Origin of the sequence: Arthrobacter jiangjiafuii (assembly GCF_018622995.1) — a bacterium.
GTDB lineage: Bacteria > Actinomycetota > Actinomycetes > Actinomycetales > Micrococcaceae > Arthrobacter_B > Arthrobacter_B jiangjiafuii.
On record NZ_CP076022.1, the window covers coordinates 3,452,161 to 3,478,434 of the forward strand.

A 26,274-nucleotide genomic window follows, 5' to 3' on the forward strand; every position below is an offset into this window, starting at 1 on the left:
CCTCCTTCTGTTGGCCGGCGGCACCAATGCACCGCCGGGCAAGAGTTGCTTAGCCCAGGCCTGCGGGTCCCTATTCCAACCGGCCCGCTGGCTGGTTCCCGGTATCGTCTCCGTCGCCGGAATCTTCGTTGGGGAGGTGCACGTCGGTGACATCGACGTTGACTTCGAGCACTTCGAGTCCGGTGGCGTTTTCCACCGATCGGATGACATTGCGGCGGATCCCCTGGCTGACCTCCACTATCGAGTAGCCGTACTCCACCACGATGCTCACGTCGATCGCCGCCTGCCGCTCCCCCTTTTCCACGCTCACGCCGTCGGCGGCATTGGTCTGGGCACCGGAGATGCGCCCCGACACCGAGCTCAGCGCCCGGCGTGCCGCGTTGCCCATGGCATAGACGCCCGGCACTTCCCGGGTGGCCAGGCCGGCGAGTTTCTGCACCACGGTGTCCTCAATGGTGGTGTCCCCCTGTGGCGTGTGCAGGGGCCCGGATTGCCTTATCGGCTGGGTTCCACTGGGGCTGGGGACCGCACTCGCGGCCACGCTCCCGGTGTGAACTGTGTGAGGTTCCGGCGGCCTCTCGGCGCCGGCGGATTGTCCTGGATTCCGGGCATCTGCCATGTATCTCATCTCCTCGGGACTGGCCCGCACTAAATGCTCTTCCCGGTTAAGGACGGGCCTTAGTGCCTATCGTCACGGGCCCGCGGAAATTTCTTTTCGGGCGGCTGCACGCGGGCCCGGGCTGTTCCCCGGCCGTGACGCATCTGCGATATTTGAGGAGGCCCGGCGGTCCGCCGGACCGGACAGGGGCACCCATGGCCACGGCTGATTCGCCGGAAGAGTCCGGCATCTTCCCAGAGGCCCGCACTGTTACGCGGTCCCGCGGTCCCGGCACTCCGGACCGGACCTCCAGAGGCGCCCTGCACGCGTTGGAGGGCCTGGACGAGCCAACAATCGTGGCCCGCGCCCAGGACGGTGACCTGTTCGCCTTTGAACATCTGGTGGCGACATATCAAGGACGCCTGTTCCGACTCGCCTACCGGATGCTCAATGACCGCGGCGACGCCGAAGACGTTGTCCAGGAAACACTGACGGCCGGGTGGCGGGCGTTGCCTGCGCTGGTGGACTCGCGAGCCTTCGGCGGCTGGGTGTACCGGACGGCCACCAACCGCTGCCTGGACCTCCTGCGCCGTCGGACGGCACGCCCGGAGGACGCGGTGGATTCGGCCGGGCTGTGGCCGTCACTGGAACCCCGCACGGGGGATCCGCATCGAAGCGCGGAGCTCGCCGCTGAACTGGAGTGTCTCTCCCGTGCCCTGGCCGACCTCCCGCCGGGCCAGCGTGCCTGTTGGGTCCTGCGCGAACTTCACGACCAGAGTTATGCCGAGATAGGCGCCGCACTGCAGATCAGTCCCGACTCGGTGCGTGGACGCCTTGCCCGCGCCCGGGAAAAGCTCGCGGAGGCAATGATCCAATGGCACTGACCCCTTCCCTGCCCGTGCTCGCCGCGGCCACTGCTTCGCTGCGGGAGCATGACCTGCGGCACCCCGCCCTGCGCCCGCCCCGCCGTCTGGTGCAGGCGGTGCTTGCTGCCGCCGCATCACATGCCCGGGGAGCAGACCGCGTGCCGTTGGCCGCCACGCTGCACGGGAGGGTGGACATCAGCGAACAGGCGGTGGCCGCCGTCGTGCACGACGCCGCCCGGGATGTTGCCGGTGTCCGCTCCCGCCGCTGCCGCATCGACCGGCCTGCCGGCGCCGGCTCCGGACTGCGCATCCAGCTGCGCACCGCGGTGGCGCCGGGCGTGGATATCCGCCGGGCAATGGACCTGGTGCGGCGCAACATCCGGGAGGCGGTGGCTGCCTCCGTAGGGGTGGTTCCGGGTACCGTCCACCTGACCGTAGAGGACCTTTACGATGACTGACCGGCCAGGCCATTCGGGGGCGGCCCACGGCGCAGTCGCGGCGCTGGCTGCAACGGCGGTGCAGCAGACTCCGGGAGTCCGGACCAGCCACACCGGGATCGCCGCGGCCATGGCCGGGCGCCGGGCTGTCATTAACCTGGACATCACCACGGACGCCCGGTTCAGTGCACTTGAGGTGGCGGCCCAGCTGCAGGAGCGGCTTTACGCGGCGCTGTATCGGGCCGGGGTTCCCCGGGCCTCCATCAACGTGAGCATCCTTGCCATCGAATCGTCTCCGCCGGCCTCTCTCGGTCCGGAGCGGTAACCCGTGGGACCGTGGCAGGGCAACTTTCCGCAGTGGGCTCCGGTGTGGGCGGCAGTGCGCGGGCTGCACAGCACTGCTTTCGGGGATGCTGTGGTGATGGTGCCGGCCGGAGCATCCGTTCCGCCGCAGTACGTTGCAACATGGCCCGGCGGGGACACGCCCCGGGCTGCCGCCGCCGTCGCCGACCGGAGCGGCGCCCTCCTCACGCTGGTGACCGGCGACGAGGAGACCGCCGGCACCTTCGCCGCCGGATACGGACTGGCCCCGTTGTCCCGGCTCGCGCTGCTGGCCGCAGACCCGGCCGACGTCCCGCAGGTGCCGCAGCTGCCCGACGGCGCCGAGCTCACCCTCATCTCGGAGCCGGCGTGGCGGAGCGTGGAGATCACTGCCTCCGGCGGGCCGGTGGCGCGCGGGAAACTGGCGCTGGGCGAGGGTTTTGCCCTGCTCGGCGGCATCGACATCCGGCGGGCGGATCCGGACCACACCATGGAAGCCGCCATACTCGCCTCGCTGGCCGCCGAAGCAGCGGACAGCGACGCCGCCCTGGTCCTTCTGCCTGCGCTGCCCAAGTCCGCGCTCTGGTACGGCCGTCACGGCTGGAGTGCGGCGGCGCAGATCCTTACCTTCATGCGCTCCCGGGACGCGGCCTAGGCACGCCCCGCGTGTAAACTCCGACTCACGCTGCAACGCCGCAGGCGGCAGCCCTGAGAGACCGAACTGTAGGGAGATCAAACATGGCCATTGAAGTCAGCGACCTGTCCCCAGCGGAGGGTGCCGAAAAGATCCTGACACCGGACGCCCTGGCGTTCATCGAAGAGCTGCACCGCCGTTTCCAGCCGGAGCGGAAGGCACGGCTGGACGCCCGGGTGGAGCGCCGCAACCGCATTGCCGCCGGCGAGAGCCTGGATTTCCTGCCGGAAACCGCGCAGGTCCGCGAGGGGAACTGGACCGTGGCCCCGGCACCCGCCGCCCTGTCGGACCGCAGGGTCGAGATGACCGGCCCCGCCTCGCCCGCGAAGATGGCGATCAACGCCCTGAACTCCGGAGCCAAGGTCTGGCTGGCCGATCTGGAGGATGCCCACACCCCCACCTGGCACAACGTGGTGGACGCCCAGGTCAACCTCTACGGGGCGAGCCGCGGCGAGCTGTCCTTCACCAGCCCCGAGGGCAAGGAGTACGCCCTGCGCACCGACGCGCCACTGGCCGTGATGGTGACGCGCCCGCGCGGCTGGCACCTGCCGGAGAAGCATGTAGTGGTCGACGGCGAGCCCGTTGCCGGCGCCCTGGTGGACTTCGGCCTGCACTTCTTCCACAATGCCGCCACCCTGCTGGAGAACGGCGCCGGCCCCTACTACTACCTGCCCAAAATGGAGAGCCACCTCGAGGCCCGGCTCTGGAACGACATCTTCACCTTCGCCGAGGACTACGTCGGAGTCCCGGCCGGCAGCATCCGCGCCACCGTGCTGATCGAGACCATCCCCGCCGCCTTCGAAATGGACGAGATTCTCTACGAACTGCGGGACCACGCGTCCGGGCTGAACGCCGGCCGCTGGGACTACCTGTTCAGCATGATCAAGGTCTTCCGTGACGCCGGGAAGGCCTTCCTGCTGCCGGACCGGGCCGATGTCTCCATGACCGCGCCGTTCATGCGCGCCTACACCGAGCTGCTGGTCAAGACCTGCCACCGCCGCGGCGCCTTCGCCATGGGCGGCATGGCGGCCTTCATCCCGAACCGCAGGGAGCCCGAGACCACCGCCCGCGCCTTCGAGAAGGTCACGGCAGACAAGACGCGGGAAGCCAACGACGGCTTCGACGGCTCCTGGGTGGCGCATCCGGACATGGTGGCAACCTGCCGCGAGGTCTTCGACTCCGTCCTTGGCGACAAGCCCAACCAGGTGGACAAGCAGCGCGACGACGTCGCCGTCACAGCCACGGACCTGCTGGACGTCACCACGGCCGGCGGCTCGATCACCGAGGCCGGCCTGCGGTCCAACCTGTATGTCGCCGTCGCCTATACCGCCGTCTGGCTCTCCGGCAATGGTGCCGTGGCCATCCACAACCTGATGGAGGATGCGGCAACGGCAGAAATTTCCCGCTCCCAGGTCTGGCAGCAGGTGCGTAACGCGGTGGTCCTGGAGGATACCGGCGCCACCGTGACCGAGGCCCTGGTGACGCGCCTGCTGAACGAGGAAACCGAGCGCCTGCGCAGCGAGGTCCCGGAGGAAATGTTCACCCGTTACTACGCTCCGGCCAGCGCACTGATTGCCGACATCAGCCTCGCCAAGGAGTACGTGGACTTCCTGACGCTGCCGGCCTACGAGCTGATCGACTAAAGGTCCCGCGCACGGGACGGATCTTTGGCAAGATGGCAGCATGACCCAGAGCCCCCTGAAGACTCCAGCGCTGCCGGCCGCCGAAGTGCGCGCCCTGTCCCGTGCCCTCTCCGCAGGGGATGTGACCGTCTTTGTGGACGGCACTGCCCTGCGGCTGCCGGCGGCGGCCCGTGATGCGGTACTGGATCTGCTGGCCCGGCTCGCCCGCGGGGAAGCGGTGTCCGTTGCTTCCGCGGCCGGCGATGATGCCGGGGCCTCTGCCGCCCCGGCACCATCGAGCTCCCCGGCGGCGTCCCGCCCGGCGCCCGGCGCATCGAAGATTCCGCTGCTGACGACGTCGCAGGCTGCCGCAGCCGCAGGGATTTCCCACACCTACCTGCGCAACCTCACCGATGCCGGGATCATCCCCGTGGAGTACCGCGGCACCCACCGCCGGATCCGGCTCTCCGACGTCGAGGCATGGCTGGAACAGCAGGCCGCCAAGGGGACCCGGACCGGCGGAGTGCAGGGCCCGGGCGACTCCTGACCCGCCCTCCCCTATGCTGGTGGGAATCCGGCGGTTCGCCGCCGCACCTGCGATGCAATGGAGCAAGTTGTGATTATCGGTGTCCCCAAGGAAATTAAGAACAACGAGTTCCGCGTAGCCATCACGGCTTCCGGAGTTCATGAGTTTACGACGCGCGGGCACGCCGTCCTGGTGCAGGCCGGCGCCGGTGCCGGGTCCAATATCAGCGACACGGAATACGCCGCTGCAGGCGCACAGATCCTCGACTCCGCCGACGATGTGTGGAGCCGGGCGGGGCTGGTCCTGAAGGTCAAGGAACCCATCGCCTCCGAATACCGGCATTTCCGTCCGGACCTGGTGCTGTTCACCTACCTGCATTTGGCCGCCGAGCCGGAACTGACGCGGGCCCTGATGGACTCCGGCATGACGGCCATCGCCTATGAGACCGTGCAGGAAGGCCGCCTGCTGCCCCTGCTGGCACCGATGTCGGAGGTTGCCGGCCGGCTGTCGGTACAGGTCGGCGCGCAGTGCCTGACCTCTCCGGCCGGCGGGCCGGGCCTGCTGCTCGGAGGCGTGCCCGGGGTCCGGCCGGCGAAGGTAGTGGTGCTGGGTGCCGGGGTGGCCGGCACCAACGCGGTGGCAGGCGCCGTCGGCTCGCATGCCGACGTGTCGGTCCTGGACATCAACATCGACCGGCTGCGGGAGCTGGATGCGATGTACGCGGGCCGGATCCGGACCGTCGCCTCAAACGCATTCGAGATTGAGCGTGCCCTGTTGGATGCCGACCTGGTGATCGGCTCCGTGCTGATTCCCGGCGCCCGGGCCCCGAAGCTGGTCAGCAATGACATGGTCTCGCGGATGAAGCGTGGCAGCGTGCTCGTGGACATCGCTGTGGACCAGGGCGGGTGCTTCGAGGACACCCGCCCCACCACCCATGCGAACCCGACCTACCAAGTGCATGGTTCCCTGTTCTACTGCGTGGCAAACATGCCCGGCGCGGTCCCCAACACGTCCACTTATGCGCTGACCAACGTCACGCTGCGGTACGCGGCGGCATTGGCGGACCACGGCGTGCGGGGCGCCTTTGCGGCATCGCCGGCCCTGGCCCGCGGGCTGAACATCGCCGCCGGCCAGGTGGCCCATGCCTCCGTGTCCCAGGCCCACGGACTGGACCTGGCTCCGGACTGGACGGAACTGGTTCCCGCCTGAGTCCCCGTGCCGGCTAGTGCGGCGCGGGGACCTTGGCTGCTTCGGCCCCGCGCAGCACCGGCGCACCCAGCATCGAAATGACGACGGCGCCCAGCGCCATCGGGATCACGAAGAGGAAGTACAGGTCGCCGGGAGTCCAGCCGCCGTCGATCAGCGTGCCGGCCAGGATCGGGGAGACGATCGCCCCGACCCGGCCCATGCCGATGACCAGGCCAAGCGCCGTGCCGCGCACGTTGGAGTCGTAGTAGGTGGGGCTGATCGCGAGCATCCCGGCGATCGGCGCGTTGGAGCCGAACCCCACAAGCGCAGCGGCAAAGAGTGCCAGTGACAGCGAGCCGTTGGTGGAGTTGGCGAAGACCACGAAGGTGGCAGCGCCGATGACGAAGAAGACCGCCAGGACCTTCCGCATGTTGTAGCGGGCGCCGAAGATGCCCAGGGCCACTGCTCCGGTGATTGCGCCGACGCTGAAGAGCACACCGGCGGTAATGCCGTCCTGCGCGCTGAAGCCCGAAGCGGTGATGAGCTTCGGGGTCCACGAGTTGGCGAAGTAGAAGCTGGCCATCAGGATGAAGTAGGCGAGCGAGAGCAGGATGGTGCGGCGGGCGTTGACGCCGGTAAGGACCTCGGCGAACCGGGACTTCCCGGCCCGGGCCACCGGCTCAGGCAGTGCCGATACCGGCTCCTGGCCGATGCTGCGGAGGGTGTTGTTGATGCGCTCCAAGGCATTGGGCGGGCGGCGTTCGGAGAGGTAGTCGATGGATTCCGGCAGCACCTTCAGTACCAGCGGAATCATGCACAGGGTTGCCACGGCCCCGAACAGGAAGGCGTACCGCCACCCGAAGGACGCGATCAGCAGGCCCGTGACAAGCCCGCCGAGGACGCCGCCGACCGGCTGCCCGATGCTCACGATGGACAGGGCCGTGGACCGGCGCTTGGCGTTGGAGAACTCCGAGGCAAAGACATTGATGGTTGCCTGCAGCGTGCCGATGGCCACGCCGGTGATCAGGCGCAGGATCAGCAGGACGGTGTAGGACGGAGCGAAGACCGAGCCGAGCATGCCCAGGGCGACAATGCAGACGCCGATCAGCAGTGTTTTTTGCCGGCCGATGACATCGGCAACCGTCGAGACGAAGATCGAACCGACCGCCATCCCCACCAGCGCCGCGCTGAGCAGGAATCCGAGTTCGGCGCCGTTGAGGTCCCATTCCTTGGAGACGTCTGCGGCACTGAACGCCATGACCAGGACGTCGAAACCGTCGATCATATACAGCGCGGTACAAATGGCGATGATGCCGACTTGCCGTCGGCTCAGGGGAGATTCTTCGATCCGGTCTTTGAGGTGCATTCCTCAAATGTTAGGGGAGACGAATGACACACCGTGATTTGCATCCCGTCCGTGTAGCTCCATGACGTGGTGCCGCGGCGTTGATTAGGAGGGCAGCGGCCGGGCGGCGTAAAATTGCCGGCCGCTCTCCGCCTTCCTGACCCGTCGGGCACGGATGAATCGCTGACCGAACTCCGCCTCAGCCGCGAACGCACGGCAATCCTGGGGGTTCTGGCCCGCGCTCAGGCCGACGCGGCAGCCACGGAAAAGGGGAGCCCGGTGGCGGTCGCCGCCGGGCTCCCCTGAGCGTCCTGCCGCCCCGTCCTTGCCGGAGTCAGCTGGTGCAGACCGCTTACGCGACCGCGGTGGGGAAGCGCTCCCAGACGCGGTGCTTGGCCAGCAGCGCAGTCAGGCCGGCGGCTACTTCGGCACCGCCGCCGACGACGACGCCGGGTGCGTCCACGGGTACGCCGGCCGCCTGCAGTACGGCAGCGCCGTCACCCCAGGCGCCGATGGCCTTGGAATGGCGGAATGCCTCGGCCAGCAGCAGGGTGATGCGCGGATCCAGGGAAGGGTGCCCCTCAGGGTTCCCGGCCTTGGCGTCCAGGCTGTCCACGGCGTCGGTGGCCGCAGCGCCGGAGGCCGCCACCACGACGGCGTCGAATTCGGTGGAACGGGCGGTGAGGTAGGTCCGCTGGATCGGCACCCCGCCGCCGAGCTTTCCACCGTGCGGCGCGATGACCAGCGGCACCATGCCTTCGGCGTCAACCGCAGCCATCACTTCGGCGAGCGTGCCCAGGTCGGTGGATTCATCGGCAATGACGCCGACCATGCGGCCGGCCACCGGCCAGGATCCGCCCAGCTGGCTCAGGGCCGGGCTCGGTGCCGTGTCTTCGACGACGACGGTGGGCAACGGTGCCTCCAGGCCCAGCCCGGTTGCCACTTCCGAGGCCAGGCGCTCGTCAATGTTCGCCAGGGCCTGCAACTGGCGCAGCCGGATGTTCTCCTCGTAGCACTTGCCCAATTCAAACGTGTAGGCCTGGACCACGTGGTCCTGCTCCACCGGTGTCAGGGAGCGGAAGAACATCCTGACCTGGCTGTAGTGGTCATCGAAGGTGGCGGGGTTTTCGCGGACCTTGCGGGCCGCCGGGACCTCGGCGGGAACATCGATGAAGGCACCCATGTCCGCACCCGCCATGAACGGGCAGCCGCCGTCGAGCGAATTGGGCTGGTAGGGAGCCACGCCTGAATGGTCCGCATCCTGGTGGAAACCGTCGCGGAACATGTCATTGACCGGTGCGTGCGGCCGGTTGATCGGAATCTGGCTGAAGTTCGGCCCGCCCAGGCGGGTCAGCTGGGTGTCGATGTAGGAGAACAGCCGGCCCTGCAGCAGCGGGTCGTTGGTGACGTCGATGCCGGGCACCAGGTGTCCCGGGTGGAAGGCCACCTGTTCGGTTTCCGCGAAGTAGTTCGTGACATTGGCGTTCAGGGTCATGGTGCCGATGATCTGCACCGGAGCCAGTTCCTCTGGGACGAGCTTGGTCGGGTCCAGCAGGTCGATGCCCTCGAACATTTCGTCTTCGGTATCCGGGAAGACCTGGATGCCCAGGTCCCACTGCGGGAAGGCGCCTGCTTCAATGGAGTCGGCCAGGTCCCGGCGGTGGAAGTCGGGGTCCATGCCGTTGATGATCTGCGCTTCTTCCCAGACCAGGGAGTGCACACCCTGCCGGGGCTTCCAGTGGAACTTCACCAGCGTGGTTTCGCCCTTGGCATTGACCAGACGGAACGTGTGGACGCCGAAGCCCTCCATGGTGCGGTAGGAGCGGGGAATCCCTCGGTCGGACATGTTCCACATGGTGTGGTGCTGCGCCTCGGTGTGGAGGGAAACGAAGTCCCAGAAGGTGTCATGGGCACTCTGGGCCTGCGGAATTTCGCGGTCCGGATGCGGCTTGCCCGCGTGGATGACGTCCGGGAACTTGATGGCGTCCTGGATGAAGAACACCGGAATGTTATTGGCTACCAGGTCATAGTTGCCCTCGTCCGTGTAGAACTTGGTGCTGAAACCGCGGGTATCGCGGACTGTGTCAGCTGACCCGCGTGAGCCCAGGACGGTGGAGAAGCGGACAAACACCGGAGTTTCGGTGCCCTTGGCCAGGAAGCCCGCGCGGGTTACGCCCTCGGCGGCTCCGTTGGCGACAAACACGCCGTGGGCTGCCGCGCCGCGGGCATGCACTACGCGCTCAGGGATGCGCTCATGGTCGAAGTGGGTGATCTTTTCCCGGAGATGATGGTCCTGCAGCAGCACGGGTCCGCGCCGGCCGGCCTTGAGGGAATGGTCGGTATCCTGCAGGCGGACGCCCTGCGCGGTGGTCAGGTACCGTCCGCTCTGGGCATTGGAGGCCTTCGGCGCCCCGGTGGGAACGCCGGTGGGAGAAACCGTCTCCGGCCCGTCCTGATCCGGCTTGGGCGGGAGCGGCTCACGCGGCTCCACCGGCTCGGCCAGCTCGGGCGGCTGCGGCGCCGGAGCGCCGGGGATGGGCAGGTCGGGCACGGATGCGCTCTTTTCAGACATGAAGCCTCCATCATTGTTCGGACCAGTCAGCCGCCCGAGTGCGACGGCCAATAACCACCCTACTAAATTAGTAAGCCTGCTTACACATTTATCCTTCGAGGCGGGTCGTCCCCAGCAGCACCGACCACCGATGACACCAGCCCCACCCAGCCGTCGATGATCCTCTCGAGCGACATGCCTGCGCCGCGGTGCAGGTGCAGCAGCAGTCCGGCTTCCAAAAAGGCCTCCAACTGGTACGCGGACAGTTCGGGATCGCGGACTTCCGGCACCGCGGACAGGAGCATGGTGAGGTGGGCCAGCTCCAGCCGGCGGACGGGATGCCGATAGCTGCCCGGACCGGCGACGTCGGCGGCCCGCCGCAGTTCACCGGTGATTTCCACTGCCTGGATCCGGGCCATACCGAAGGCATGAAGCCGCTCCAGCGGCGGCGCCCCCGGACCCAGCGGCGCGGGGCCACTCATGTAACTCTCCTGGAAGTCACGCTGGGCGTGGTCCAGCAGGGCCTGCATCAGCCCGGCCCGGCTGCCGAAGCGGCGAAAGACCGTTCCCTTACCCACGCCGGCCCGGCGGGCAAGATCGTCCATGGTCAGGGCGTCGGCGCCCTGTTCGGCGACGATGCCAAGGGCCGTTCCCAGCAGCAGCCGGCGGTTGCGGGCCGCGTCGAGGCGTTCGCAGCCGCCACCCTGGTTCTCGCCTCCGCTCTCATGCATGCGGGCAAGTCTAACCTGCCGGGAATAGAAGCGGACTACGGTCCGTTTATAGTGGAAGAACAAACGACTCTGCCGTCACCGGCAGCGTCCCGGATAGGAGTTTCATTGAGTACCAAAGTACTGACCTTGGTCGGCAGCCTGCGGGCGGGCTCGGTTAACCGCCAGCTGGCCGAAACAGCGGCCCTGATTGCCCCGGAAGGTGTCGAGGTCGAGATTTTCGAGGGTCTCGGCAGGATTCCGTTCTACAACGAGGACATCGACGTTGAGGGCTCGGTTCCCGAAGCCGCCGTCGCCCTGCGTGCCGCCGCGGCCGGCGCCGACGCCGTCCTGCTCGTGTGCCCGGAGTACAACGGGACCATGCCCGCCGTCCTGAAGAACGCCATTGACTGGCTCTCCCGCCCGTTCGGCACCAGCGCCATTTCCGGCACCCCCGCCGCCGTTATCGGCTCGGCCTTCGGCCAGTTCGGCGGAGTGTGGGCGCACGACGACGCGCGCAAGTCCCTGGGTATTGCCGGAGCCAGCGTGGTCGAGGACGTGCGGCTCTCCATCGGCGCCTCGGTGACCCGCTTCGCCGAGATCCACCCGAAGGATGACGCCGAGGTCGTGGAACAGATCCGCACCGTGCTCGAGACGCTCGCCGACAGCTCGGCCGTCGCTGCGGCTTAGCCTGCCCTGCACTCTATTACTGCAGTGTCACTGCAGTAATAGAGTCAAGACAGTAAAGAAGGCCCAAACACAGCAAAGAGGGCGGACCCGCCTGCCGAGGCAACCGGGTCCGTCCTCTTTGTCGTTGTCTTCGGTTTGATGTTGTCTTCGGGCTGGTTCCGGGTCTGCGGCTAGCGCCAAGGCTCGGCAGCTAATGCCAAAAGCCTCCGGCCCAGGCGGCATCCCGCAGGTAATCGCGGGCCGGGCCAACATTCCACAGCTCTCCGCGCGACTCGACGATGCCCATGTCCCGCAGGTCTTCCACCACATCCTCGGAGCACCCCAGGACTTCCGAAAGGTCCCGGGAGCTGGCTGCTACAACTACTTCGTCGCGGCTTGCCACAACGGCAGCCTCCTTTCAGTGGGTCCTGGGAATGTCATGCGGGTTCAGTATTTGGGTGCGTCCCAATGTGGCGTCAACGCCTGTCCAGGAGGAGGGCCTCCCGATCCGTACTCCAACTCCGCGCGTAGAGGCCCAGTGCCGCCTCTTCGCGCAGTGATAGTCCAAGCCGGTTCAGCAGCATGTGGGCCTGGTAGACCGTCAGGTGTTGTGCACTGCGGCTTAGCCGCGCCTTGTCTGCCCGGTACAGGTAGGTGTCTATGGTCCGGAACCAGCGGCGGCGCCAGTTTTCCACCGCCGATTCTGCAGCCGTGGCCGCCATCAGCCGTTGGGTGGGTGCCACTTTGGCCGCAACCTGGACCGTCATGGCCTGCCGGACGCTTTCTGCCCGCGGACCGAAGCCCGCCGTGCAGCTGCGCAGGTGGCTGTCCCAGTAGTAATCCCAGGACACGCGCCGGCGGTCGGGCCAGCTGGCAGAGCGGGGCCCCCTCATCATGCTGCGCGCAGCGTCAAAAAGGAGCAGGGAACCCAGTGCCCACCGGTTTTGGACCTTGGGGAAGCGCGCCGTCGCCCAGGCCCCCAGTTCAGAGGAAAGCTCAAATACTTCCTCGGCCAGCGCGAGTCCCTCAACACCCCCGTACTTGGCCAGATCCGCTTCAACGCGGGAGCTGTGCTGCTCCATGCCTCCGGGTCCCATCCGGTCCGCGACCGGCTGGCTGAACTGATGCGTCACCTCCAGATGGCCGATGACGCCGGAGGCCTGCTCTTGCAGGGCCCCCAAGAGGGACTGGAGCCTCTCGATGATGTCGGGGGCGGCAAGCAGCCGCAGGCGCACGTGGGCATTTGCCGGCTCCGAGCACCGTGTGTAAAACCAGCGCTGGGCTCCCAACGCCTGGGCTTGTGCTGCCAGCGGGGTAACCAGCTCTCCAATGATGCCGTCCGCTACATCGAAGCCGCCCGTATATATCGAGAGTGTCCACCACTGTCCTGTTGAGTGAGTCCGCGAGGCGTTTCGAACTGCTGTCAACTGACTCATGGCGTGCTTCCCCTCCGGGGTCCGTGCTTGGTTACCGCCGCTGGCGGGACTAACTGTGTGTTCATCAATGCTGTTGACTTGTGTAGCTCGTCTGACTTGTGTAGCTCGTCTGACTGTGCAGCTCGCCGTTCCCCCTGCGGGGCGGTGGCTAGATCCAGTCCCAAACCTTGGTGGTCATGTTCAGTCCCCCTCCTCTGCCTGCGGCCCTGAAGCCTGGTGCGATTGATTGACTCCGAAAGCTTCCCCCGCTGCGCAAGCCTTCGTCTACCCTTTCGGATGCCCTGTTGCTGACATGGCCTGTTCCGCCCCCGGGGGGCGCGCCGGGCAAGGGCCCGGGTTCCGCGGAACTGCCCGGATCCCCGCGAAATATGGCGTGCGCATGGCCTGATGGCGGCGGCTGGGGCATAGTGTCATTAAGCGGCCATGTCAGCTAGTCCCGGGCCGCCGGTTCCGGCTGATGCCGGCAGCAGAAGTTCCTGCTTAAGTCTCGAAAGGAGCGGTGGTGTTGGACCAGTCCTCCCTGGCCGTTTACCGGTACGCAGTCAGCCATCCCGGATGGACGGTCTCCGACGCGTCCGAGGCACTTGGCCTCACCACCCGGTCCCTTCAAAAAGCTATTGCCCAGTTGACCGAACGCTGCTTATTGGTTCCGGCCGGCGGGGATCTGGCGGGCTACACCGCGGTGTCCCCCGACGTCGCCCTCGCCGAGCTCGTCGACCCGGATGAGCGTGCCCTCCTGGATCTGCGCTCCCGCATCGGCGCCAAGAGACGTGAACTGGCCGGCCTGATTCCGACCTTTGCCGCAGCCAGCCGGCAGGCCTCCACGGATTCGGCGGTGGAGGTGCTGGAGGACCCTGACCGGGTGATGCGGGTCCTGATTGAATACGCACGCTCTGCTTCCGAATGCGTCCTGATGTCCCGTCCCGGCCCCGGGGCGAACGCTGACACCCAGGAGGAAAGCGTCCAGAAGGACATCGACCTGCTGCGGCAGGGGGTCCAGCGCCGCACCCTCTACCACGCCAGCATCCGGGACCATGTGCCCACCCGCCGGGCCGTGGAGGCCGTCACCGCCGCCGGCGGTGAATTCCGCACGCTGCCCCATATGCCCCTGCGCACCGTGATCTTCGACGGCAAGGTTGCGGTTATCCCGCGGGGGCGCACCCCTGACGACCGGGCCGGGCTGGTCATCCGCGATCCCAACCTGGTCCAGATCTTCGTGCGCATGTTCGACTTTGCCTGGGAGCTCGGGGAGCCCTTCCTGGCCGAGGAACCGCAGTCCAACCAGTTGACCAGCACGCAGCGGTCCATCCTGCGCGCCCTGGCCGCCGGAAATCCGGACGACGTCATTGCCCGCCGGCTGGGAATCAGCGTGCGGACCTGCCGCCGGCACATCGCCAAGATGCTGGAGGACCTGGGGGCCGAGAGCCGGTTCCAGGCCGGTATCAAGGCTCACCGCGCCGGGTGGATTTAGACAACATTCGTTGCCTACTGGTGAATACACCGGGCTAGGATGTGGACATGACTTTCGAGGAGAACTCCGCTGACATCCTGCACGCGGACACCCAGACCGCGCTTGACCGGGCTGCTGCCTCCACGCACCGGCACGAGGCCCTGTTCTCGGACCGGGCCTTCCACATCAAGCAGTCGGCCGTGCGGGACGTCTTCGACATTTCCATCCGGCCGGGGCTGGTGTCCCTCGCCGGGGGCAGCCCCTACCTGCGGTCCCTTCCGCTGGCGGACCTGGGCGAGACGGTGCGGCGGATCGTGGCGGAGCAGGGGCTGGAATCCCTGCAGTACGGAGCCGGCCAGGGCACTGAGGAGCTGCGGCGCCAGGCGTGCGAGGTCATGGCTGCGGAGGGAATCACCGACGCCGATCCGGCCGACATTGTCATCACCACCGGCTCGCAGTCAGCCCAGGACGTCGCGGCCAAGGTGTTCTGCAACCCCGGCGACGTGGTGCTGTGCGAGGACCCCACCTACGTGGGGGCGCTGAACGCCTTTGAGGCCTACGAAGTGGAACTCCAGCCGGTGCCGATGGACGCAGACGGGCTGGTTCCCGAGGCGTTGGAAGCATGCATCGCCACCCTGCGGGAGCAGGGCAAGTCCATCAAGATGCTCTATACGATCCCCAGCTTCAACAACCCCAGCGGCATCACCCTCGCTGCCGGGCGCCGGCAGCGGATCGTGGATATCTGCAAGGCTGCCAACATCCTGATCCTGGAGGACAACCCCTACGGGATGCTGCGCTTTGACGGCATGCCGCTGACGCCGCTGCGCGCCGGGAATCCGGACGACGTGCTGTACCTGGGCTCCTTCTCCAAGATCTTCGCTCCCGGCGTCCGTGTGGGCTGGGCACTGGTGCCCCGGCACCTGCACCGGCGCTTTTACCTGGCCTGCGAAGCGGTGGTGCTCTGCCCATCCCCGCTGTCCCAGATGCTGGTCTCCGCCTACCTGCGCGACTATGACTGGATGGAGCACATCCGCGCCTCGCGCCTGTTGTACGCCGCGCGCTGCGCTTCGATGCTGGCCGCGCTCACCGAGCACCTGCCCGACGGCGTGAGCTGGACGGTGCCCGACGGCGGCTTTTTTGTCTGGCTCAGCCTGCCCGAGGGCCTCGATACCTATCCGCTGCTGTACGAGGCAATCGACGCCGGAGTGGTGTTCATCCCGGGCGCCGCCTTCACGCCGTCGGACGAGCCGTCAAACAAGCTGCGCCTGGCGTTCAGTGCCGTCCCCGAAGAGGACATCACCGAAGGGGTGCGCAGGCTCGCTCCCGTGCTGCGCCGGGCCGTGGACGCCGCCGGACACTGATCCGACGGCCGTCGGTCCTGAGCTAGCGGTTCCGCCGGTTCCGGCGGCGCCGTTCAAGGAGCGGGAAAACCACGGCAAACAGGCCGATGATGATCAGCAGCCGCCAGATGGTCCCCAGGCCCGGGAACAGGATGATCAGCAGGCTGGAGATGATGAACGCCACCGCCAGCAGCATGAGGGTGCGTTTGATATCGATCTGCGGGGCGCCGGAGCCCTGGCCCTGAAGGCCGCGTGGAGTTCTCATAGTCCCTGATCGTATCCGGCGCCCGCCCGTCCGTCAGTCCAGGAGCAGCGCCGGCTCCTCCAGAATGGAGGCAACGTCGGCCATGAACCGCGCGGAGAGATCGCCGTCGACCACACGGTGGTCGAAGGAACCGCCGAGCGTGGTCACCCAGCGGGGAACAACGGCGCCGCCCACAACCCACGGCTTTTGCTTGATGGTTCCGAACGCCACAATCGCCACTTCGCCGGGATTGATGATCGGGGTGCCGGTGTCAATGCCGAGCGCACCGATATTGGTGACCGTCAGGGTGCCGCCCTGCATGTCGGCCGGCGGCGTCTTGCCGGCGCGTGCGGTGGTGGCCAGGGAATTGAGCGCAACCGCCAGTTCCTTCAGGGACAGGTCCTGGGCGTCCTTGATATTGGGCACCATCAGTCCGCGCGGCGTCGCGGCCGCAATGCCGAGGTTCATGAAGTGCTTGACCAGGATTTCCTCGCCCGCCCAGGTGGCGTTGACGGACGGGTTGCGGGCCGCGGCCCAGATCACTGCCTTGGCCAGGATCAGCAGCGGGGAGACCTTGATGCCCTCGAAGTCGCGGGACGCCTTCAGCCGCTGCACGAATTCCATCGTCCGGGAGGCATCCACGTCCACGAAGATGCTCACATGCGGGGCCGTAAAGGCACTCTCCACCATGGCCTTGGCGGTGGCACGGCGCACTCCCTTCACCGGGATGCGCTCGATCCGCATCTCCTGGGGCTTGCGTGCCGGCTTCCAGAACGTATCCGCGGCGGCCTGCTCCGACTCCCGCTGCGCCTGGTAACTGATCAGGTCCTGTTTGGTCACTTCGCCGTCGACGCCGGTGGCCGGGACATCGGCGAGGTTGATGCCCAGGTCCTTGGCGGCCTTGCGGACCGGCGGCTTGGCCAGCACGCGCTGCAGCAGCCGGTTCAAGGATTCCTGCACCGCAGCGCCGGCAGCGGCTACTCCGGGGACGCGGGATTCAGAGGCTGCGGCGCCCGGAACAGTGGTGTCCGGAACAGTGGCCGCCGCTGAGGCAGGTTCGGCCGCCGTCCGGGGCAGCGGGCCGGGGCGCGGAACGTTGGTTTCCGGGACCGCCGCCGGCGCTTCCCTGCCCGGCGACGGCCGCTGAACCCGCGGGCGGCGCTTGACGGCGTCGGCCTTGGGTCCGGTGCCCGTGAGCGAGGCACTGGGCTGCTCATCGTCTGCAGCCGGCGCCGGCACCGGAGCCGGAGTCATCGGGGCGCCGGGCTGCGCGATGCCCGGTTCGGCCTGCGCACCGGCCGAAACGCTGATAATCGGCGCTCCCACCTCCACGGTCTGGCCTTCCTGCACGAGCAGGGCGGAGACCGTGCCGGCGTACGGGGAAGGGAGTTCGACCAGCGACTTTGCCGTTTCAATTTCGACAATCACGTCATTGACGGCAACCGTGTCTCCGGTCTTGACCTTCCAGGAGACGATGTCGGCCTCGGTCAGGCCTTCTCCAACGTCGGGGAGGTGGAACGTTCTCAAAGTCATGGTTTCTCAATCTTCGTGTGCAGCGCGGCGTGGACGGGGCCTTCGGCGAGCCCGGTCAGTAGGCGAAGGACCGGTCCAGGGCGTCCATCAGCTTGTCGATGTCGGGCAGGTAGTGCTCTTCGACCTTGGCGACGGGATAGGGCATGTGGAATCCGCCGACCCGGATAACCGGGGCTTCGAGCGAGAGGAAGGCACGCTCGCCGACGCGGGCCGCGATCTCGCCGCCGATGCCGCCGAAGGTCGGCGCCTCGTGGGTGACGATGAGCCGGCCGGTCTTCCGGACCGATTCGGTGATGGTGTCGAAATCGATCGGCGAGATGGACCGCAGGTCCACCACCTCGATGCTGCGGCCGTCTTCCTCTGCCGCCTTGGCCGCGGCCAGGGCCACCGGGACCAGCGGCCCGTAGGCGACGATGGTGGCGTCAGTGCCTTCGCGCAGCACGTGGGCGCGGAACGGATCGCCGCTGGGCTGCTCAGTGTCGACGTCGCCCTTGAGCCAGTAGCGGCGCTTCGGTTCGAAGATGATCACCGGGTCCTGGCACGTCATGGCCTGCTGGATCATCCAGTAGGCGTCCTGTGGATTGGACGGAGCGAGAATGCGCAGGCCGGCGGTATGGGCAAACAGCGCTTCCGGGGATTCCGAATGGTGTTCGATGGAACCGATGCCGCCGCCGTAGGGGATGCGGATGACCACGGGGGAACGAAGCGTCCCTTCACTGCGGGAGTGCATCTTGGCCAGCTGCGTGGTGATCTGGTTGAACCCGGGGAACACGAAGCCGTCGAACTGGATTTCACAGACGGGCCGGTAGCCGCGCAGCGCCAGTCCGATGGCGGTCCCGATAATGCCCGATTCGGCCAGCGGGGTGTCCACGACACGGCTGGCGCCGAACTCAGCCTTCAGTCCTTCCGTGACGCGGTAGACGCCGCCGAGGTCGCCGATGTCCTCCCCCATCAGCAGGGCCTTGGGGTTATCCGCCAGCCCGGCGCGGAGACCGGCGTTGATGGCCTTGGCCAGGGTCATGGTGCTCATGCTGTGGGCTCCTGGGAGTCGGCGAAGCCGGCCTCGTAGCGGCGGTGGAAGTCCAATTCCTCTTGGATCAGCGGGTGGGCCTCGGCGTAGACATCGGTGAAGGCGTCCTCAAACCCGGGAGCCTTCATGGCCAGCACGTCTTCGCGGAGTTTCTCCGCCATGGCCTGTCCGTCCGTGACGAGCGTTTCGAAGAACGCGTCATCGGCCAGGCCGGCTGCCCGCAGGTGTTTCTCCAGCCGGATCAGGGGATCGCGCGGAAGCCAGGCCTCCTCGTCGGAGCTGAGGCGGTACTTGGTGGGATCATCCGCCGTGGTGTGCGCGCTCATCCGATAGGTGAACGCTTCGATCAGTACCGGGCCCTTGCCGGAACGGGCATGTTCCAGCGCCCAGCGGGTGACCGCATGCACGGCGATGACGTCATTGCCGTCTACGCGGATGCCGGGGAAGCCGTAGCCCTTGGCCCGGTTGGCCAGCGGAATCCGTGACTGCACTTCGGTGGGAACGGAGATGGCCCAATGGTTGTTCTGGCAGAAGAAGACCACCGGCGCGTTGTACGAGGCGGCGAAAACCATAGCCTCATGGATGTCGCCCTCTGAGCTGGCGCCGTCGCCGAAATAGGCCACGGTGGCGGCCTCGGGAAGCGACGGATCCAGCACCCGGTCCCGGGCCATTCCCATGGCATAGCCGACGGCGTGGGGAACCTGTGCGGCCAGGACCAGCGTGTAGAGGTGGAAATTCGCCTCGCTCGGGTTCCAGCCGCCGTGCGAGATGCCGCGGAAGCGGCGCAGCAGGTGGGCCAGTTCCAGGCCGCGGGTCAGTGCGACGCCGTGCTCGCGGTAGGTGGGGAAGACGTAGTCCTGGGCCGCCAGTGCCCGGCCGGAGCCGATCTGCGCGCCTTCCTGCCCCGTGAGCGGAACCCACATGACGAGTTCGCCCTGGCGCTGCAGCGCGGTGGCCTCTTGATCGAACCGGCGGATGGTGAACATGTCGCGGTACAGTCCGCGCAGCTCATCGGGACCCAGTTCCGCCGCGTATGCACCGTAGGCCGCATCCTGAAGCAGCTCCCCCTCGGGGCTGAGCAACGACACCATGTCGACTCCGCTGCCGGAGCCGGCACCGCCGTCGTGTTGGTGGCCGGGCAGAGCGGAAGCATCGGCGGCCTTGGTAGGGGCCGGCAGGTGCTTGAGGTCCATGCGTACTCCTCGCCGGGCAGTCAGCAGACGGGCCCGCGCTAGATATATGCCGAAGGGGGAATAGATCGTCGATCGGGCATATATGTGGAACTTACTCCACCCAGCCTAACGAGGGTCCGGCCGCTGCCCGCACTTAGGACCCGCTAGGAAACGAGGGGACCCTTTGTATAAGTTGCACATATTGCCAGGAACCTGGAGTTGGCCTCCGGCTCGCCGATGGTGACCCTGACACCTTCGGCACCGAACGCCCTGACGGCCAGCCCCTGCCCTGCCGCAAGGGCCGCAAACCCGGGGGAATGCTCCCCCAGGGCGAGCCATACAAAGTTCCCCTGCGCCTCCGGAATCCGCCATCCGAGCTCTCTCAGGCCCTCGACGACGCGTGTCCGCTCGGCAACGATTCCTTGTATTCTTTCCACAAGTTCGCCGTGGTGCTGCAGTGATGCCACAGCGGCTGTTTCCGCGAGTTGGGAGACCGCAAACGGGACGGCTGCCACGCGCAGGTAGTCGGTAACCGGAGGATGTGAAATGGAGTACCCCACCCGCAGGCCGGCGAGCCCCGCCCCCTTCGAGAACGTGCGCAGGACCACAACGTTTGGATACTTGCGGTACATCCCGATGCCGTTGACCACCTCCGGGTCGCGGACGAAATCCTCATAGGCCTCATCAATCACCACAATGACGTCGGCGGGAACCTTGGCGAGGAAGGCCTCAACCTCGGCGGTTTTCAAGGCCGGTCCGGTCGGGTTGTTGGGCGTGCAGAGCAGGATGATGCTGGTCCGCTCGGTCACTGCGGCCGCCATGGCCTCCAGATCGTGGGTCCCGTCCCCGCGCAGCGGCACCTGGACGCTCGCTGCCCCCGCCAGGCCGACGCTGATCGGGTACGCCTCGAAGGACCGCCACGGGTAGATGACCTCGTCCGGGACGCCGTCGTCGTTTTGCCCGGCGAACGCCGCAAGCAGCTGGTTAAGGGCCCCCAGGCTCCCGCCGCCGGTGACGATGTCCTCGGCCGGGACGTCCAGGAATGTGGACAGCTCGTTGCGCAGGGTGGTGGACAGCGGATCCGGATACCGGTTGATGTCCTGGAAGGCGCTGATCACTTCCAGCACCGAGGGAAGCGGCGGAAGGGGGTTTTCGTTGGACGACAGCTTGTAGCCCTGCAGTCCGTCGATGGCTGCCGGCGGCTTGCCTGCCACATAGCGGGGCAGTTTCGCCAGGGCGCTGCGGGGGCGGATGTGCGGGGCCGGATCGGCAGCTGCCGCGGTGTCCTTCTCGGTGGTGGTCATGCCTTAACACTAATATCCTTCCCCGCGTCAGTGATCTGTGACACCGGCACGGTACCCGCCTCGCCCGCGCCACGCTTGGGGCCGGTGGGCGGGTGTGCCAGCATGGGGGCATGCGCTTTCTGGTTCGGATCCTCATCAATGCCCTGGCTGTCTGGGTGGCAGGCCTGCTGCTGCCCGGGATCGCAATCACCGAAACCGCCGGTGACGTCACCGGTGACCCCACGTTCGATTTGGTGCTCGCCTATCTCTTCATCGGCCTGGTCTTCGGACTCGTCAACGCGCTGATCCGGCCTGTCGTCAAGTTGTTGTCACTGCCGCTGACCATCCTGACCCTCGGCCTGTTCACGATTATCATCAATGCGGCCATGCTCATGCTCACCTCCTGGCTGAGCAGCTTCACGCCGGTGCATCTGGTGGTGGACTCCTTCTTCTGGACCGGAATCCTGGCGTCGATCATCATCTCCCTGGTCTCGCTGGTGGCCGGATCATTGACCGGGACCCGAAAGTAACGGCCGCTCCCCTGGGACACCGGCTCCCTTCCGGGCCGGCGCACAAACACCCGCCGGCGGTACAGGAACTGCTGGTGCAGGAACTGCTGGTGCAGGAACTGCTGGAAGAAGCCTGGCCAGCCCCGGCGGCCGGGACCGGGAGAGCTGGAAAAGACTCCGGGACGCCACAGCCCCCGGCCCCACCAGCTGCCCCAGCTGCCCCAGCTGATCCGTCAGCGACGGATCGGTGCTGGCATCGGCCGCCGCTGCCAGATCGAGGTAGCTGTCCAGGGAATGCGCAGGCCCCAGGCCGGGATCGACATCCGGCAGCAGCGGCACAGGTGCGGTTCCGGTAACCGTAATCCGGTCCGGGGTGTCCGGATTGGATGACCCGTCCGCGCCGGCCACCCAATCCCGCGTATGTTCCAGGTGCAGCACCTTGACGCCGTCGGGCACGTCCCGGTCACCGCGCGGCGCTCCCGCAGTGAGGATCATCCGCACGGAGAACTCTCCGGTCTCCACCAGCCTGGCCCCGGTGTTGACGGCATGGATTCCGCCCTGGCTGTACCCCACCAGGATCACTGGGTCCTCGGCCGCGGCACCGCCCTGCCGGAGTGCTTCGGCCACTGCGTTCGCCACGTACCGGCTGTCCTCTGCCCGGGCCTCCGCGTTGCCGTAGGCATCAAAAGGGTTCGCGCCAACCATGACGGATCCGGGCTGGGTTCCGGGCAGGGTGACGATCCGGACCTGCCGGCCGTCGCGGTTTATCGTCAGGATCTCGATGACGCCCGGGTCCTGGTGCTGCAGTTCACGGGACCGGCCCAGCAATCCGCCGGCGGTGCCGGAGAGCGCAACCCGGCCGTGGTTTCCCTCCAGCGCGACGACGTCCACGTGGCGCAGCCCGCCTACCACTCCGGAGGCGAGCGCGGTAAAGAGGGAAATAATGGCCTCGTCGTGCTGCGGAACCAGCAGCTCCGTGACCCGGCGGCCCGGATATCCACCACCGTTGTTTTTCCAATCAAGGACGGCAAGTCCCAGCGAACCGGGCACCTTCTTCAGCGCCGATTCCAGCCGCCCCTCGGTGTCCAGATAGTTCCGGCTCGCTTCCCGCAGGCCCCGGGCAGCGCCCGTCAGGTCCTCGATGTCCGCCCGAAGCTCCCGCACAGCGGTCTCCACCGCTACGGCTGCATGGCTTGCGTCTTCCGGCGCAGCGCTTAGCCCATAGAGCCGGTTGCAGTGGTCTGCACCGCGGAACTGCAGGTCCCGGAGCACTTCGAGCTTTTCCTCCAGTTTTCCGGCCACGGCCTGCAGCTCCTGATACTCCACGGTCAGCCCCTGCGAGCCCCCTTTAACGTGCAGCCCGGCACCGGCCTCCGTCCGCCCGGAGAATGCCCCTTCCTCCACTAGCCATCCCCCTGACCCGGCATTCCCAGCTCCGTTTCATACCGGGCCAGGGCCACCCTGGCAGCCTCAAACTCCTCCAGGGTCTGTCCGATGCTGAGCCCACAGCTCTCCATCAAGGATGAAAACTCATCCGCTGCCTGGGAGCGCCAGTCCATCTGCACCATACCGGGCAGCATGTTCTGCAGGGTTTCCAGATTCGTTATGACCGAGCTCACGTACCCGGCCGCGGCAGCAGCGTCCGCTGCGCCGGGGGGATTTGCCCCGTGCCATGCTTCCACGTCCACCCTCCCGCCTGCCGGTCCGGCCCCGCCTATTTCCGGCCCTGCCGTATTCCGGCCCCGATTCGGCCGCCCCGGCCACCCCTGTTCTCTCATCTGGCCCCGGGCGGCGGAGGAGCCGCGGTCCCGGCTGGGGAGGAGCAGCCCGGCAGGGCCCGGACCGCCTGCCGGTTGAGGACAGGTCTCGCGGGTGCGGACACGCGCGCGGGTCCCGCCGTAGCAGGTCACAGAGCCGGGGACGGGTGCGGAACATGAAAGAATTGCCGCATGGCTGAAACCGCTGCTCCCCGCGTCCCCCTTGCCTCCGTCACACCCGCGATCGCGCTGGGCCCGTTGGACGGCCGCTACCGCGGCGCCACGGCACCGCTCGTGGACTACCTCTCCGAAGCCGCACTGAACCGCGACCGGACGCACGTGGAAGTCGAGTGGCTGATCCACCTGACGTCCAACGCGGTGCTTCCGGGCACCTCCCCGCTCAGCGATAAGCAGCAGGCACAGCTGCGCGAAATCGTCACCGGCTTCAACGGCACTTCCATTACCGAACTGGCCGAGATCGAGCAGGTCACCGTCCACGACGTCAAGGCCGTGGAGTACTACATCGGCCGCCGGCTGGCAGCGATCGGCATCGAGGACCTGACCGCACTGGTGCACTTCGGCTGCACCTCCGAAGACGTCAACAACCTCTCCTACGCCCTGGGCGTCAAGGGTGCCGTGGAAAACGTGTGGCTTCCCGCCGCGCACGACCTGGTGGACCGGATCACCGTCATGGCCGAGGAAACCCGTTCCGTACCGATGCTCTCGCGCACCCACGGCCAGCCCGCCACGCCCACCACGCTGGGCAAGGAACTGGCCGTCACGGCCCACCGCCTGACCCGCCAGCTGCGCCGGATCGAAAAGACCGAGTACCTGGGCAAGATCAACGGCGCCACCGGTACCTATGCCGCCCACTATGCCTCGGTGCCCGGCGCCGACTGGCAGCAGGTGGCCCGCAGCTTCGTGGAGGGCCTGGGCCTGGCCTGGAACCCGTTGACCACGCAGATAGAATCCCATGACTGGCAGGCCGAGCTCTACGCCGACGTAGCCCGCTTCAACAGGATCCTGCACAACTTCTGCACCGATGTGTGGAGCTACATCTCCATTGGCTACTTCAAGCAGATTCCGGTGGCCGGCGCCACCGGCTCCTCCACCATGCCGCACAAGGTCAACCCGATCCGCTTCGAGAACGCCGAGGCGAACCTGGAGATTTCCAACGGCCTGCTGGATACCCTGGCCTCCACCCTGGTGACCTCCCGCTGGCAGCGCGACCTCACCGACTCCTCCTCGCAGCGCAACATCGGGGTGGCGTTTGGCCACTCAGTGCTTGCCATCTCCAACGTGGTGAAGGGCCTGGAACGCCTGGACGTGGCCGACGACGTCCTCGCCGCCGACCTGGACACCAACTGGGAGGTGCTCGGCGAAGCGATCCAGATGGTGATGCGCGCCGAGGCCATTGCCGGCGCCCCCGGCCTGGAAAACCCGTACGAGCGCCTCAAGGACCTGACCCGCGGCCAGCGCGTGGATGCGGAGCGGATGCGGGAATTCGTGTCCGGGCTCGGCCTGCCCGCCGACGCCGAAGCCCGCCTGCTGGCGCTGACCCCGGGCAATTACATCGGGATCGCCGATGCCCTGGTGGATCACGTCACCAAGTAGCCCCGAACAGACGACGGCGGGAGGCCGGGTTTCGCACCCGGCATCCCGCCGTCGTCATATCCATAGCCTTAGGCCCTGCCGGTACGCCTAGTCCGCGGCAGCCAGCTGGCCGCAGGCGCCGTCAATCTCCTTGCCGCGGGTATCGCGCAGCGTGGTCGGGATGCCGGCGTCGATCAGATGGTTGATGAACTCGCGCGTCACATGCGGTTCAGGCGAGGTCCAGATGGAGCCGGGGGTGGGGTTCAGCGGAATCGGATTCACGTGGACCCAGCCGCGGCCGCGGGCGTTGAGCTTCTTCGCCAGCAGGTCCGCACGCCAGGGATGGTCGTTCATGTCCTTGATCAGGGCGTACTCGATGGACACGCGGCGGCCGGTGACGCGGTAGTAGTTGTATGCGGCGTCCAGCGCCTCGTCCACCTTCCACCGGCTGTTGACGGGAATCAGCTCGTCGCGCAGCTCGTCATCGGGGGCGTGCAGACTGAGCGCGAAGGTGACCGGAATGTTCTCCTCGGCCAGCTTGTTGATCGCCGGGACCAGACCCACGGTGGAGACGGTGATGTGGCGGGCGCTCATGCCCAGGCCCTCGGGGACATCGGCGGCCATGCGGTGCACGGCGTTCATGACGCGCTTGTAGTTGGCCAGCGGCTCCCCCATGCCCATGAAAACGATGTTGGTGACGCGCTCGGCGTCGTGGCCGCCGTCGTTGCGTTTGCCGCCCAGGCCGCCTTCCTTGATCACCCGGTTGGCCTGGACAATCTGGTCCAGGATTTCCGCGGTGGACATGTTCCGGGTCAGGCCGGCCTGGCCGGTGGCGCAGAACGGGCAGTTCATGCCGCAGCCGCACTGGCTGGACACGCACAGGGTGATCCTGCCCGGGTAGCGCATGAGGACGGACTCCACGAGGGAGCCGTCGAAGAGGCGCCAGAGGAACTTAATGGTGTCGCCGTTGTCCGTGGTCAGGCGCTTGACCTCGGTCAGCAGCGTCGGGAACATCTCCTTGACCAGATCGTCGCGGCGCTCCTTGGGGAGGTCGCTCATGGCCTCGGGGTCCGTGGTGTAGTGCTGGAAGTAGTGCACCGAAAGCTGCTTGGCCCGGAACGCCGGCAGGCCCAGCTCCTTGAGCTTGGCCTGGCGCTCGGGCAGCGAGAGGTCCGCCAAGTGCTGCGGCGGCTGGGAGACGCGCGGCGACTTGAACTGCAGCAGCGGGCGGCCGTCAGGCTCCTTGGCCTGTTCCCAGCCCTCCGTGGCAGGACGGACCTGCGCCTTCCGCGCCTGCAGCTGCGCCTTGGAGGTACCGACGGGCCTGGTCGGGGTTGCGGAGGAAGTATCGAGGGAAGTCATCCCTTCCATTTTTGCACGCATCCGGCATCTCTGCTTTCTGT

26 protein-coding genes are annotated in these 26,274 nt (G+C 67.1%); 12 read left to right on the top strand and 14 right to left on the bottom strand.

Annotation, left to right across the window (positions count from 1 at the left end; all coding sequences use genetic code 11):
* Positions 1 to 70: 70 nt before the first annotated feature.
* A complete protein-coding gene (locus KKR91_RS16235; protein WP_237687419.1) occupies positions 71 to 541 on the bottom strand; it encodes an Asp23/Gls24 family envelope stress response protein in 471 nt (156 codons plus the stop codon).
* Positions 542 to 813: 272 nt separating this feature from the next.
* Here KKR91_RS16235 and KKR91_RS16240 point away from each other — a divergent pair, with 272 nt between their 5' ends.
* The 7 genes from KKR91_RS16240 to ald all read left to right on the top strand — a co-directional run bounded on the left by KKR91_RS16240 (position 814) and on the right by ald (position 6,273).
* Complete coding sequence (locus tag KKR91_RS16240) at positions 814 to 1,482, top strand: RNA polymerase sigma factor (protein WP_210227295.1); 669 nt, start codon at positions 814 to 816, stop codon at positions 1,480 to 1,482.
* On the top strand, positions 1,473 to 1,922 hold the full coding sequence (locus tag KKR91_RS16245; protein WP_210227294.1) for a hypothetical protein: 450 nt from the start codon (positions 1,473 to 1,475) through the stop codon (positions 1,920 to 1,922). Before KKR91_RS16240 ends, KKR91_RS16245 begins: the two co-directional genes overlap by 10 nt.
* Positions 1,915 to 2,226 carry a hypothetical protein gene (locus tag KKR91_RS16250; RefSeq protein ID WP_210227292.1) on the top strand — a complete coding sequence of 104 codons (312 nt, stop codon included), beginning with the start codon at positions 1,915 to 1,917 and terminating at the stop codon, positions 2,224 to 2,226. The genes KKR91_RS16245 and KKR91_RS16250 overlap by 8 nt, the downstream gene beginning before the upstream one ends.
* 3 nt (positions 2,227 to 2,229) lie before the next feature.
* Positions 2,230 to 2,877 (top strand): hypothetical protein, encoded by a 648-nt coding sequence (locus tag KKR91_RS16255; RefSeq protein ID WP_210227291.1) that lies wholly within the window; start codon positions 2,230 to 2,232, stop codon positions 2,875 to 2,877.
* A gap of 83 nt (positions 2,878 to 2,960) precedes the next feature.
* Complete coding sequence (gene aceB, locus KKR91_RS16260) at positions 2,961 to 4,559, top strand: malate synthase A (protein ID WP_210227289.1); 1,599 nt, start codon at positions 2,961 to 2,963, stop codon at positions 4,557 to 4,559.
* A gap of 40 nt (positions 4,560 to 4,599) precedes the next feature.
* Complete coding sequence (locus KKR91_RS16265) at positions 4,600 to 5,085, top strand: helix-turn-helix domain-containing protein (RefSeq protein WP_210227287.1); 486 nt, start codon at positions 4,600 to 4,602, stop codon at positions 5,083 to 5,085.
* 69 nt (positions 5,086 to 5,154) lie between these two features.
* Positions 5,155 to 6,273, top strand: coding sequence for an alanine dehydrogenase (ald, locus tag KKR91_RS16270; RefSeq protein ID WP_210227286.1), 1,119 nt, complete (start codon positions 5,155 to 5,157; stop codon positions 6,271 to 6,273).
* Positions 6,274 to 6,286: 13 nt separating this feature from the next.
* Here the strand turns inward: ald and KKR91_RS16275 are convergent, their stop codons facing one another.
* From KKR91_RS16275 to KKR91_RS16285, 3 genes are all read right to left on the bottom strand, one after another.
* Positions 6,287 to 7,618: an MFS transporter gene (locus KKR91_RS16275; RefSeq protein ID WP_210227285.1), complete on the bottom strand. Its 1,332-nt coding sequence runs from the start codon at positions 7,616 to 7,618 to the stop codon at positions 6,287 to 6,289.
* A 331-nt stretch (positions 7,619 to 7,949) separates the two neighbouring features.
* On the bottom strand, positions 7,950 to 10,169 hold the full coding sequence (locus KKR91_RS16280; RefSeq protein WP_210227284.1) for a catalase: 2,220 nt from the start codon (positions 10,167 to 10,169) through the stop codon (positions 7,950 to 7,952).
* A gap of 80 nt (positions 10,170 to 10,249) precedes the next feature.
* Positions 10,250 to 10,879 (bottom strand): TetR/AcrR family transcriptional regulator, encoded by a 630-nt coding sequence (locus tag KKR91_RS16285; protein ID WP_210227283.1) that lies wholly within the window; start codon positions 10,877 to 10,879, stop codon positions 10,250 to 10,252.
* Positions 10,880 to 10,984: 105 nt separating this feature from the next.
* Here KKR91_RS16285 and KKR91_RS16290 point away from each other — a divergent pair, with 105 nt between their 5' ends.
* Complete coding sequence (locus KKR91_RS16290; RefSeq protein ID WP_237687420.1) at positions 10,985 to 11,545, top strand: NAD(P)H-dependent oxidoreductase; 561 nt, start codon at positions 10,985 to 10,987, stop codon at positions 11,543 to 11,545.
* 190 nt (positions 11,546 to 11,735) lie between these two features.
* On the opposite strand, the gene KKR91_RS16295 is transcribed toward KKR91_RS16290, so the two are convergent.
* Both KKR91_RS16295 and KKR91_RS16300 read right to left on the bottom strand, forming a co-directional pair.
* Positions 11,736 to 11,927: a hypothetical protein gene (locus KKR91_RS16295; RefSeq protein WP_210227281.1), complete on the bottom strand. Its 192-nt coding sequence runs from the start codon at positions 11,925 to 11,927 to the stop codon at positions 11,736 to 11,738.
* 73 nt (positions 11,928 to 12,000) lie between these two features.
* Complete coding sequence (locus KKR91_RS16300; protein ID WP_210227280.1) at positions 12,001 to 12,960, bottom strand: lantibiotic dehydratase C-terminal domain-containing protein; 960 nt, start codon at positions 12,958 to 12,960, stop codon at positions 12,001 to 12,003.
* A gap of 502 nt (positions 12,961 to 13,462) precedes the next feature.
* Between KKR91_RS16300 and KKR91_RS16305 the strand changes: the two genes are divergently transcribed.
* Both KKR91_RS16305 and KKR91_RS16310 read left to right on the top strand, forming a co-directional pair.
* Positions 13,463 to 14,431, top strand: a complete 969-nt coding sequence (locus tag KKR91_RS16305) for a helix-turn-helix transcriptional regulator (RefSeq protein WP_210227277.1) — start codon at positions 13,463 to 13,465, stop codon at positions 14,429 to 14,431.
* A 47-nt stretch (positions 14,432 to 14,478) separates the two neighbouring features.
* Positions 14,479 to 15,771: an aminotransferase-like domain-containing protein gene (locus KKR91_RS16310; RefSeq protein ID WP_210227275.1), complete on the top strand. Its 1,293-nt coding sequence runs from the start codon at positions 14,479 to 14,481 to the stop codon at positions 15,769 to 15,771.
* A gap of 22 nt (positions 15,772 to 15,793) precedes the next feature.
* On the opposite strand, the gene KKR91_RS16315 is transcribed toward KKR91_RS16310, so the two are convergent.
* The 5 genes from KKR91_RS16315 to KKR91_RS16335 form a co-directional block, all read right to left on the bottom strand.
* Positions 15,794 to 16,015, bottom strand: coding sequence for a hypothetical protein (locus tag KKR91_RS16315; protein WP_210227273.1), 222 nt, complete (start codon positions 16,013 to 16,015; stop codon positions 15,794 to 15,796).
* Positions 16,016 to 16,048: 33 nt separating this feature from the next.
* Positions 16,049 to 17,527, bottom strand: a complete 1,479-nt coding sequence (locus tag KKR91_RS16320; protein WP_210227271.1) for a dihydrolipoamide acetyltransferase family protein — start codon at positions 17,525 to 17,527, stop codon at positions 16,049 to 16,051.
* 55 nt (positions 17,528 to 17,582) lie between these two features.
* The gene (locus tag KKR91_RS16325; protein ID WP_210227269.1) at positions 17,583 to 18,557 is read right to left on the bottom strand and encodes an alpha-ketoacid dehydrogenase subunit beta; all 975 of its coding nucleotides are present in this window, start codon (positions 18,555 to 18,557) and stop codon (positions 17,583 to 17,585) included.
* Entirely contained in the window at positions 18,554 to 19,750 is a 1,197-nt protein-coding gene (pdhA, locus tag KKR91_RS16330) for a pyruvate dehydrogenase (acetyl-transferring) E1 component subunit alpha (RefSeq protein ID WP_420481407.1), read from the bottom strand. Before pdhA ends, KKR91_RS16325 begins: the two co-directional genes overlap by 4 nt.
* A gap of 143 nt (positions 19,751 to 19,893) precedes the next feature.
* On the bottom strand, positions 19,894 to 21,033 hold the full coding sequence (locus tag KKR91_RS16335; RefSeq protein ID WP_210227267.1) for a histidinol-phosphate transaminase: 1,140 nt from the start codon (positions 21,031 to 21,033) through the stop codon (positions 19,894 to 19,896).
* A gap of 110 nt (positions 21,034 to 21,143) precedes the next feature.
* Between KKR91_RS16335 and KKR91_RS16340 the strand changes: the two genes are divergently transcribed.
* Positions 21,144 to 21,542, top strand: a complete 399-nt coding sequence (locus KKR91_RS16340) for a phage holin family protein (RefSeq protein ID WP_210227266.1) — start codon at positions 21,144 to 21,146, stop codon at positions 21,540 to 21,542.
* Here KKR91_RS16340 and KKR91_RS16345 read toward each other — a convergent pair.
* Positions 21,519 to 22,925 (bottom strand): alpha/beta hydrolase, encoded by a 1,407-nt coding sequence (locus KKR91_RS16345; protein WP_210227265.1) that lies wholly within the window; start codon positions 22,923 to 22,925, stop codon positions 21,519 to 21,521. The genes KKR91_RS16340 and KKR91_RS16345 overlap by 24 nt on opposite strands.
* Positions 22,925 to 23,203 (bottom strand): hypothetical protein, encoded by a 279-nt coding sequence (locus KKR91_RS16350; protein ID WP_210227264.1) that lies wholly within the window; start codon positions 23,201 to 23,203, stop codon positions 22,925 to 22,927. Before KKR91_RS16350 ends, KKR91_RS16345 begins: the two co-directional genes overlap by 1 nt.
* A gap of 267 nt (positions 23,204 to 23,470) precedes the next feature.
* Here KKR91_RS16350 and purB point away from each other — a divergent pair, with 267 nt between their 5' ends.
* Positions 23,471 to 24,892, top strand: coding sequence for an adenylosuccinate lyase (gene purB, locus KKR91_RS16355; RefSeq protein ID WP_210227263.1), 1,422 nt, complete (start codon positions 23,471 to 23,473; stop codon positions 24,890 to 24,892).
* A gap of 87 nt (positions 24,893 to 24,979) precedes the next feature.
* Here purB and rlmN read toward each other — a convergent pair whose 3' ends face one another.
* Positions 24,980 to 26,233 carry a dual-specificity RNA methyltransferase RlmN gene (gene rlmN / locus KKR91_RS16360; RefSeq protein ID WP_237687421.1) on the bottom strand — a complete coding sequence of 418 codons (1,254 nt, stop codon included), beginning with the start codon at positions 26,231 to 26,233 and terminating at the stop codon, positions 24,980 to 24,982.
* Positions 26,234 to 26,274 lie beyond the last annotated feature (41 nt).

What these genes read in the sequence shown, in the direction of transcription:
- KKR91_RS16240 (WP_210227295.1), top strand. Translation starts at nt 814, where the DNA reads ATGGCCACGGCTGATTCGCCGGAAGAGTCCGGCATCTTCCCAGAGGCC.
- KKR91_RS16245 (WP_210227294.1), top strand. Translation starts at nt 1,473, where the DNA reads ATGGCACTGACCCCTTCCCTGCCCGTGCTCGCCGCGGCCACTGCTTCG.
- KKR91_RS16250 (WP_210227292.1), top strand. Translation starts at nt 1,915, where the DNA reads ATGACTGACCGGCCAGGCCATTCGGGGGCGGCCCACGGCGCAGTCGCG.
- aceB (WP_210227289.1), top strand. Translation starts at nt 2,961, where the DNA reads ATGGCCATTGAAGTCAGCGACCTGTCCCCAGCGGAGGGTGCCGAAAAG.
- KKR91_RS16265 (WP_210227287.1), top strand. Translation starts at nt 4,600, where the DNA reads ATGACCCAGAGCCCCCTGAAGACTCCAGCGCTGCCGGCCGCCGAAGTG.
- KKR91_RS16275 (WP_210227285.1), bottom strand. Translation starts at nt 7,618, where the DNA reads ATGCACCTCAAAGACCGGATCGAAGAATCTCCCCTGAGCCGACGGCAA.
- KKR91_RS16280 (WP_210227284.1), bottom strand. Translation starts at nt 10,169, where the DNA reads ATGTCTGAAAAGAGCGCATCCGTGCCCGACCTGCCCATCCCCGGCGCT.
- KKR91_RS16285 (WP_210227283.1), bottom strand. Translation starts at nt 10,879, where the DNA reads ATGCATGAGAGCGGAGGCGAGAACCAGGGTGGCGGCTGCGAACGCCTC.
- KKR91_RS16300 (WP_210227280.1), bottom strand. Translation starts at nt 12,960, where the DNA reads ATGAGTCAGTTGACAGCAGTTCGAAACGCCTCGCGGACTCACTCAACA.
- KKR91_RS16310 (WP_210227275.1), top strand. Translation starts at nt 14,479, where the DNA reads ATGACTTTCGAGGAGAACTCCGCTGACATCCTGCACGCGGACACCCAG.
- KKR91_RS16315 (WP_210227273.1), bottom strand. Translation starts at nt 16,015, where the DNA reads ATGAGAACTCCACGCGGCCTTCAGGGCCAGGGCTCCGGCGCCCCGCAG.
- KKR91_RS16320 (WP_210227271.1), bottom strand. Translation starts at nt 17,527, where the DNA reads ATGACTTTGAGAACGTTCCACCTCCCCGACGTTGGAGAAGGCCTGACC.
- KKR91_RS16325 (WP_210227269.1), bottom strand. Translation starts at nt 18,557, where the DNA reads ATGAGCACCATGACCCTGGCCAAGGCCATCAACGCCGGTCTCCGCGCC.
- pdhA (WP_420481407.1), bottom strand. Translation starts at nt 19,750, where the DNA reads ATGGACCTCAAGCACCTGCCGGCCCCTACCAAGGCCGCCGATGCTTCC.
- KKR91_RS16335 (WP_210227267.1), bottom strand. Translation starts at nt 21,033, where the DNA reads ATGACCACCACCGAGAAGGACACCGCGGCAGCTGCCGATCCGGCCCCG.
- KKR91_RS16340 (WP_210227266.1), top strand. Translation starts at nt 21,144, where the DNA reads ATGCGCTTTCTGGTTCGGATCCTCATCAATGCCCTGGCTGTCTGGGTG.
- purB (WP_210227263.1), top strand. Translation starts at nt 23,471, where the DNA reads ATGGCTGAAACCGCTGCTCCCCGCGTCCCCCTTGCCTCCGTCACACCC.
- rlmN (WP_237687421.1), bottom strand. Translation starts at nt 26,233, where the DNA reads ATGACTTCCCTCGATACTTCCTCCGCAACCCCGACCAGGCCCGTCGGT.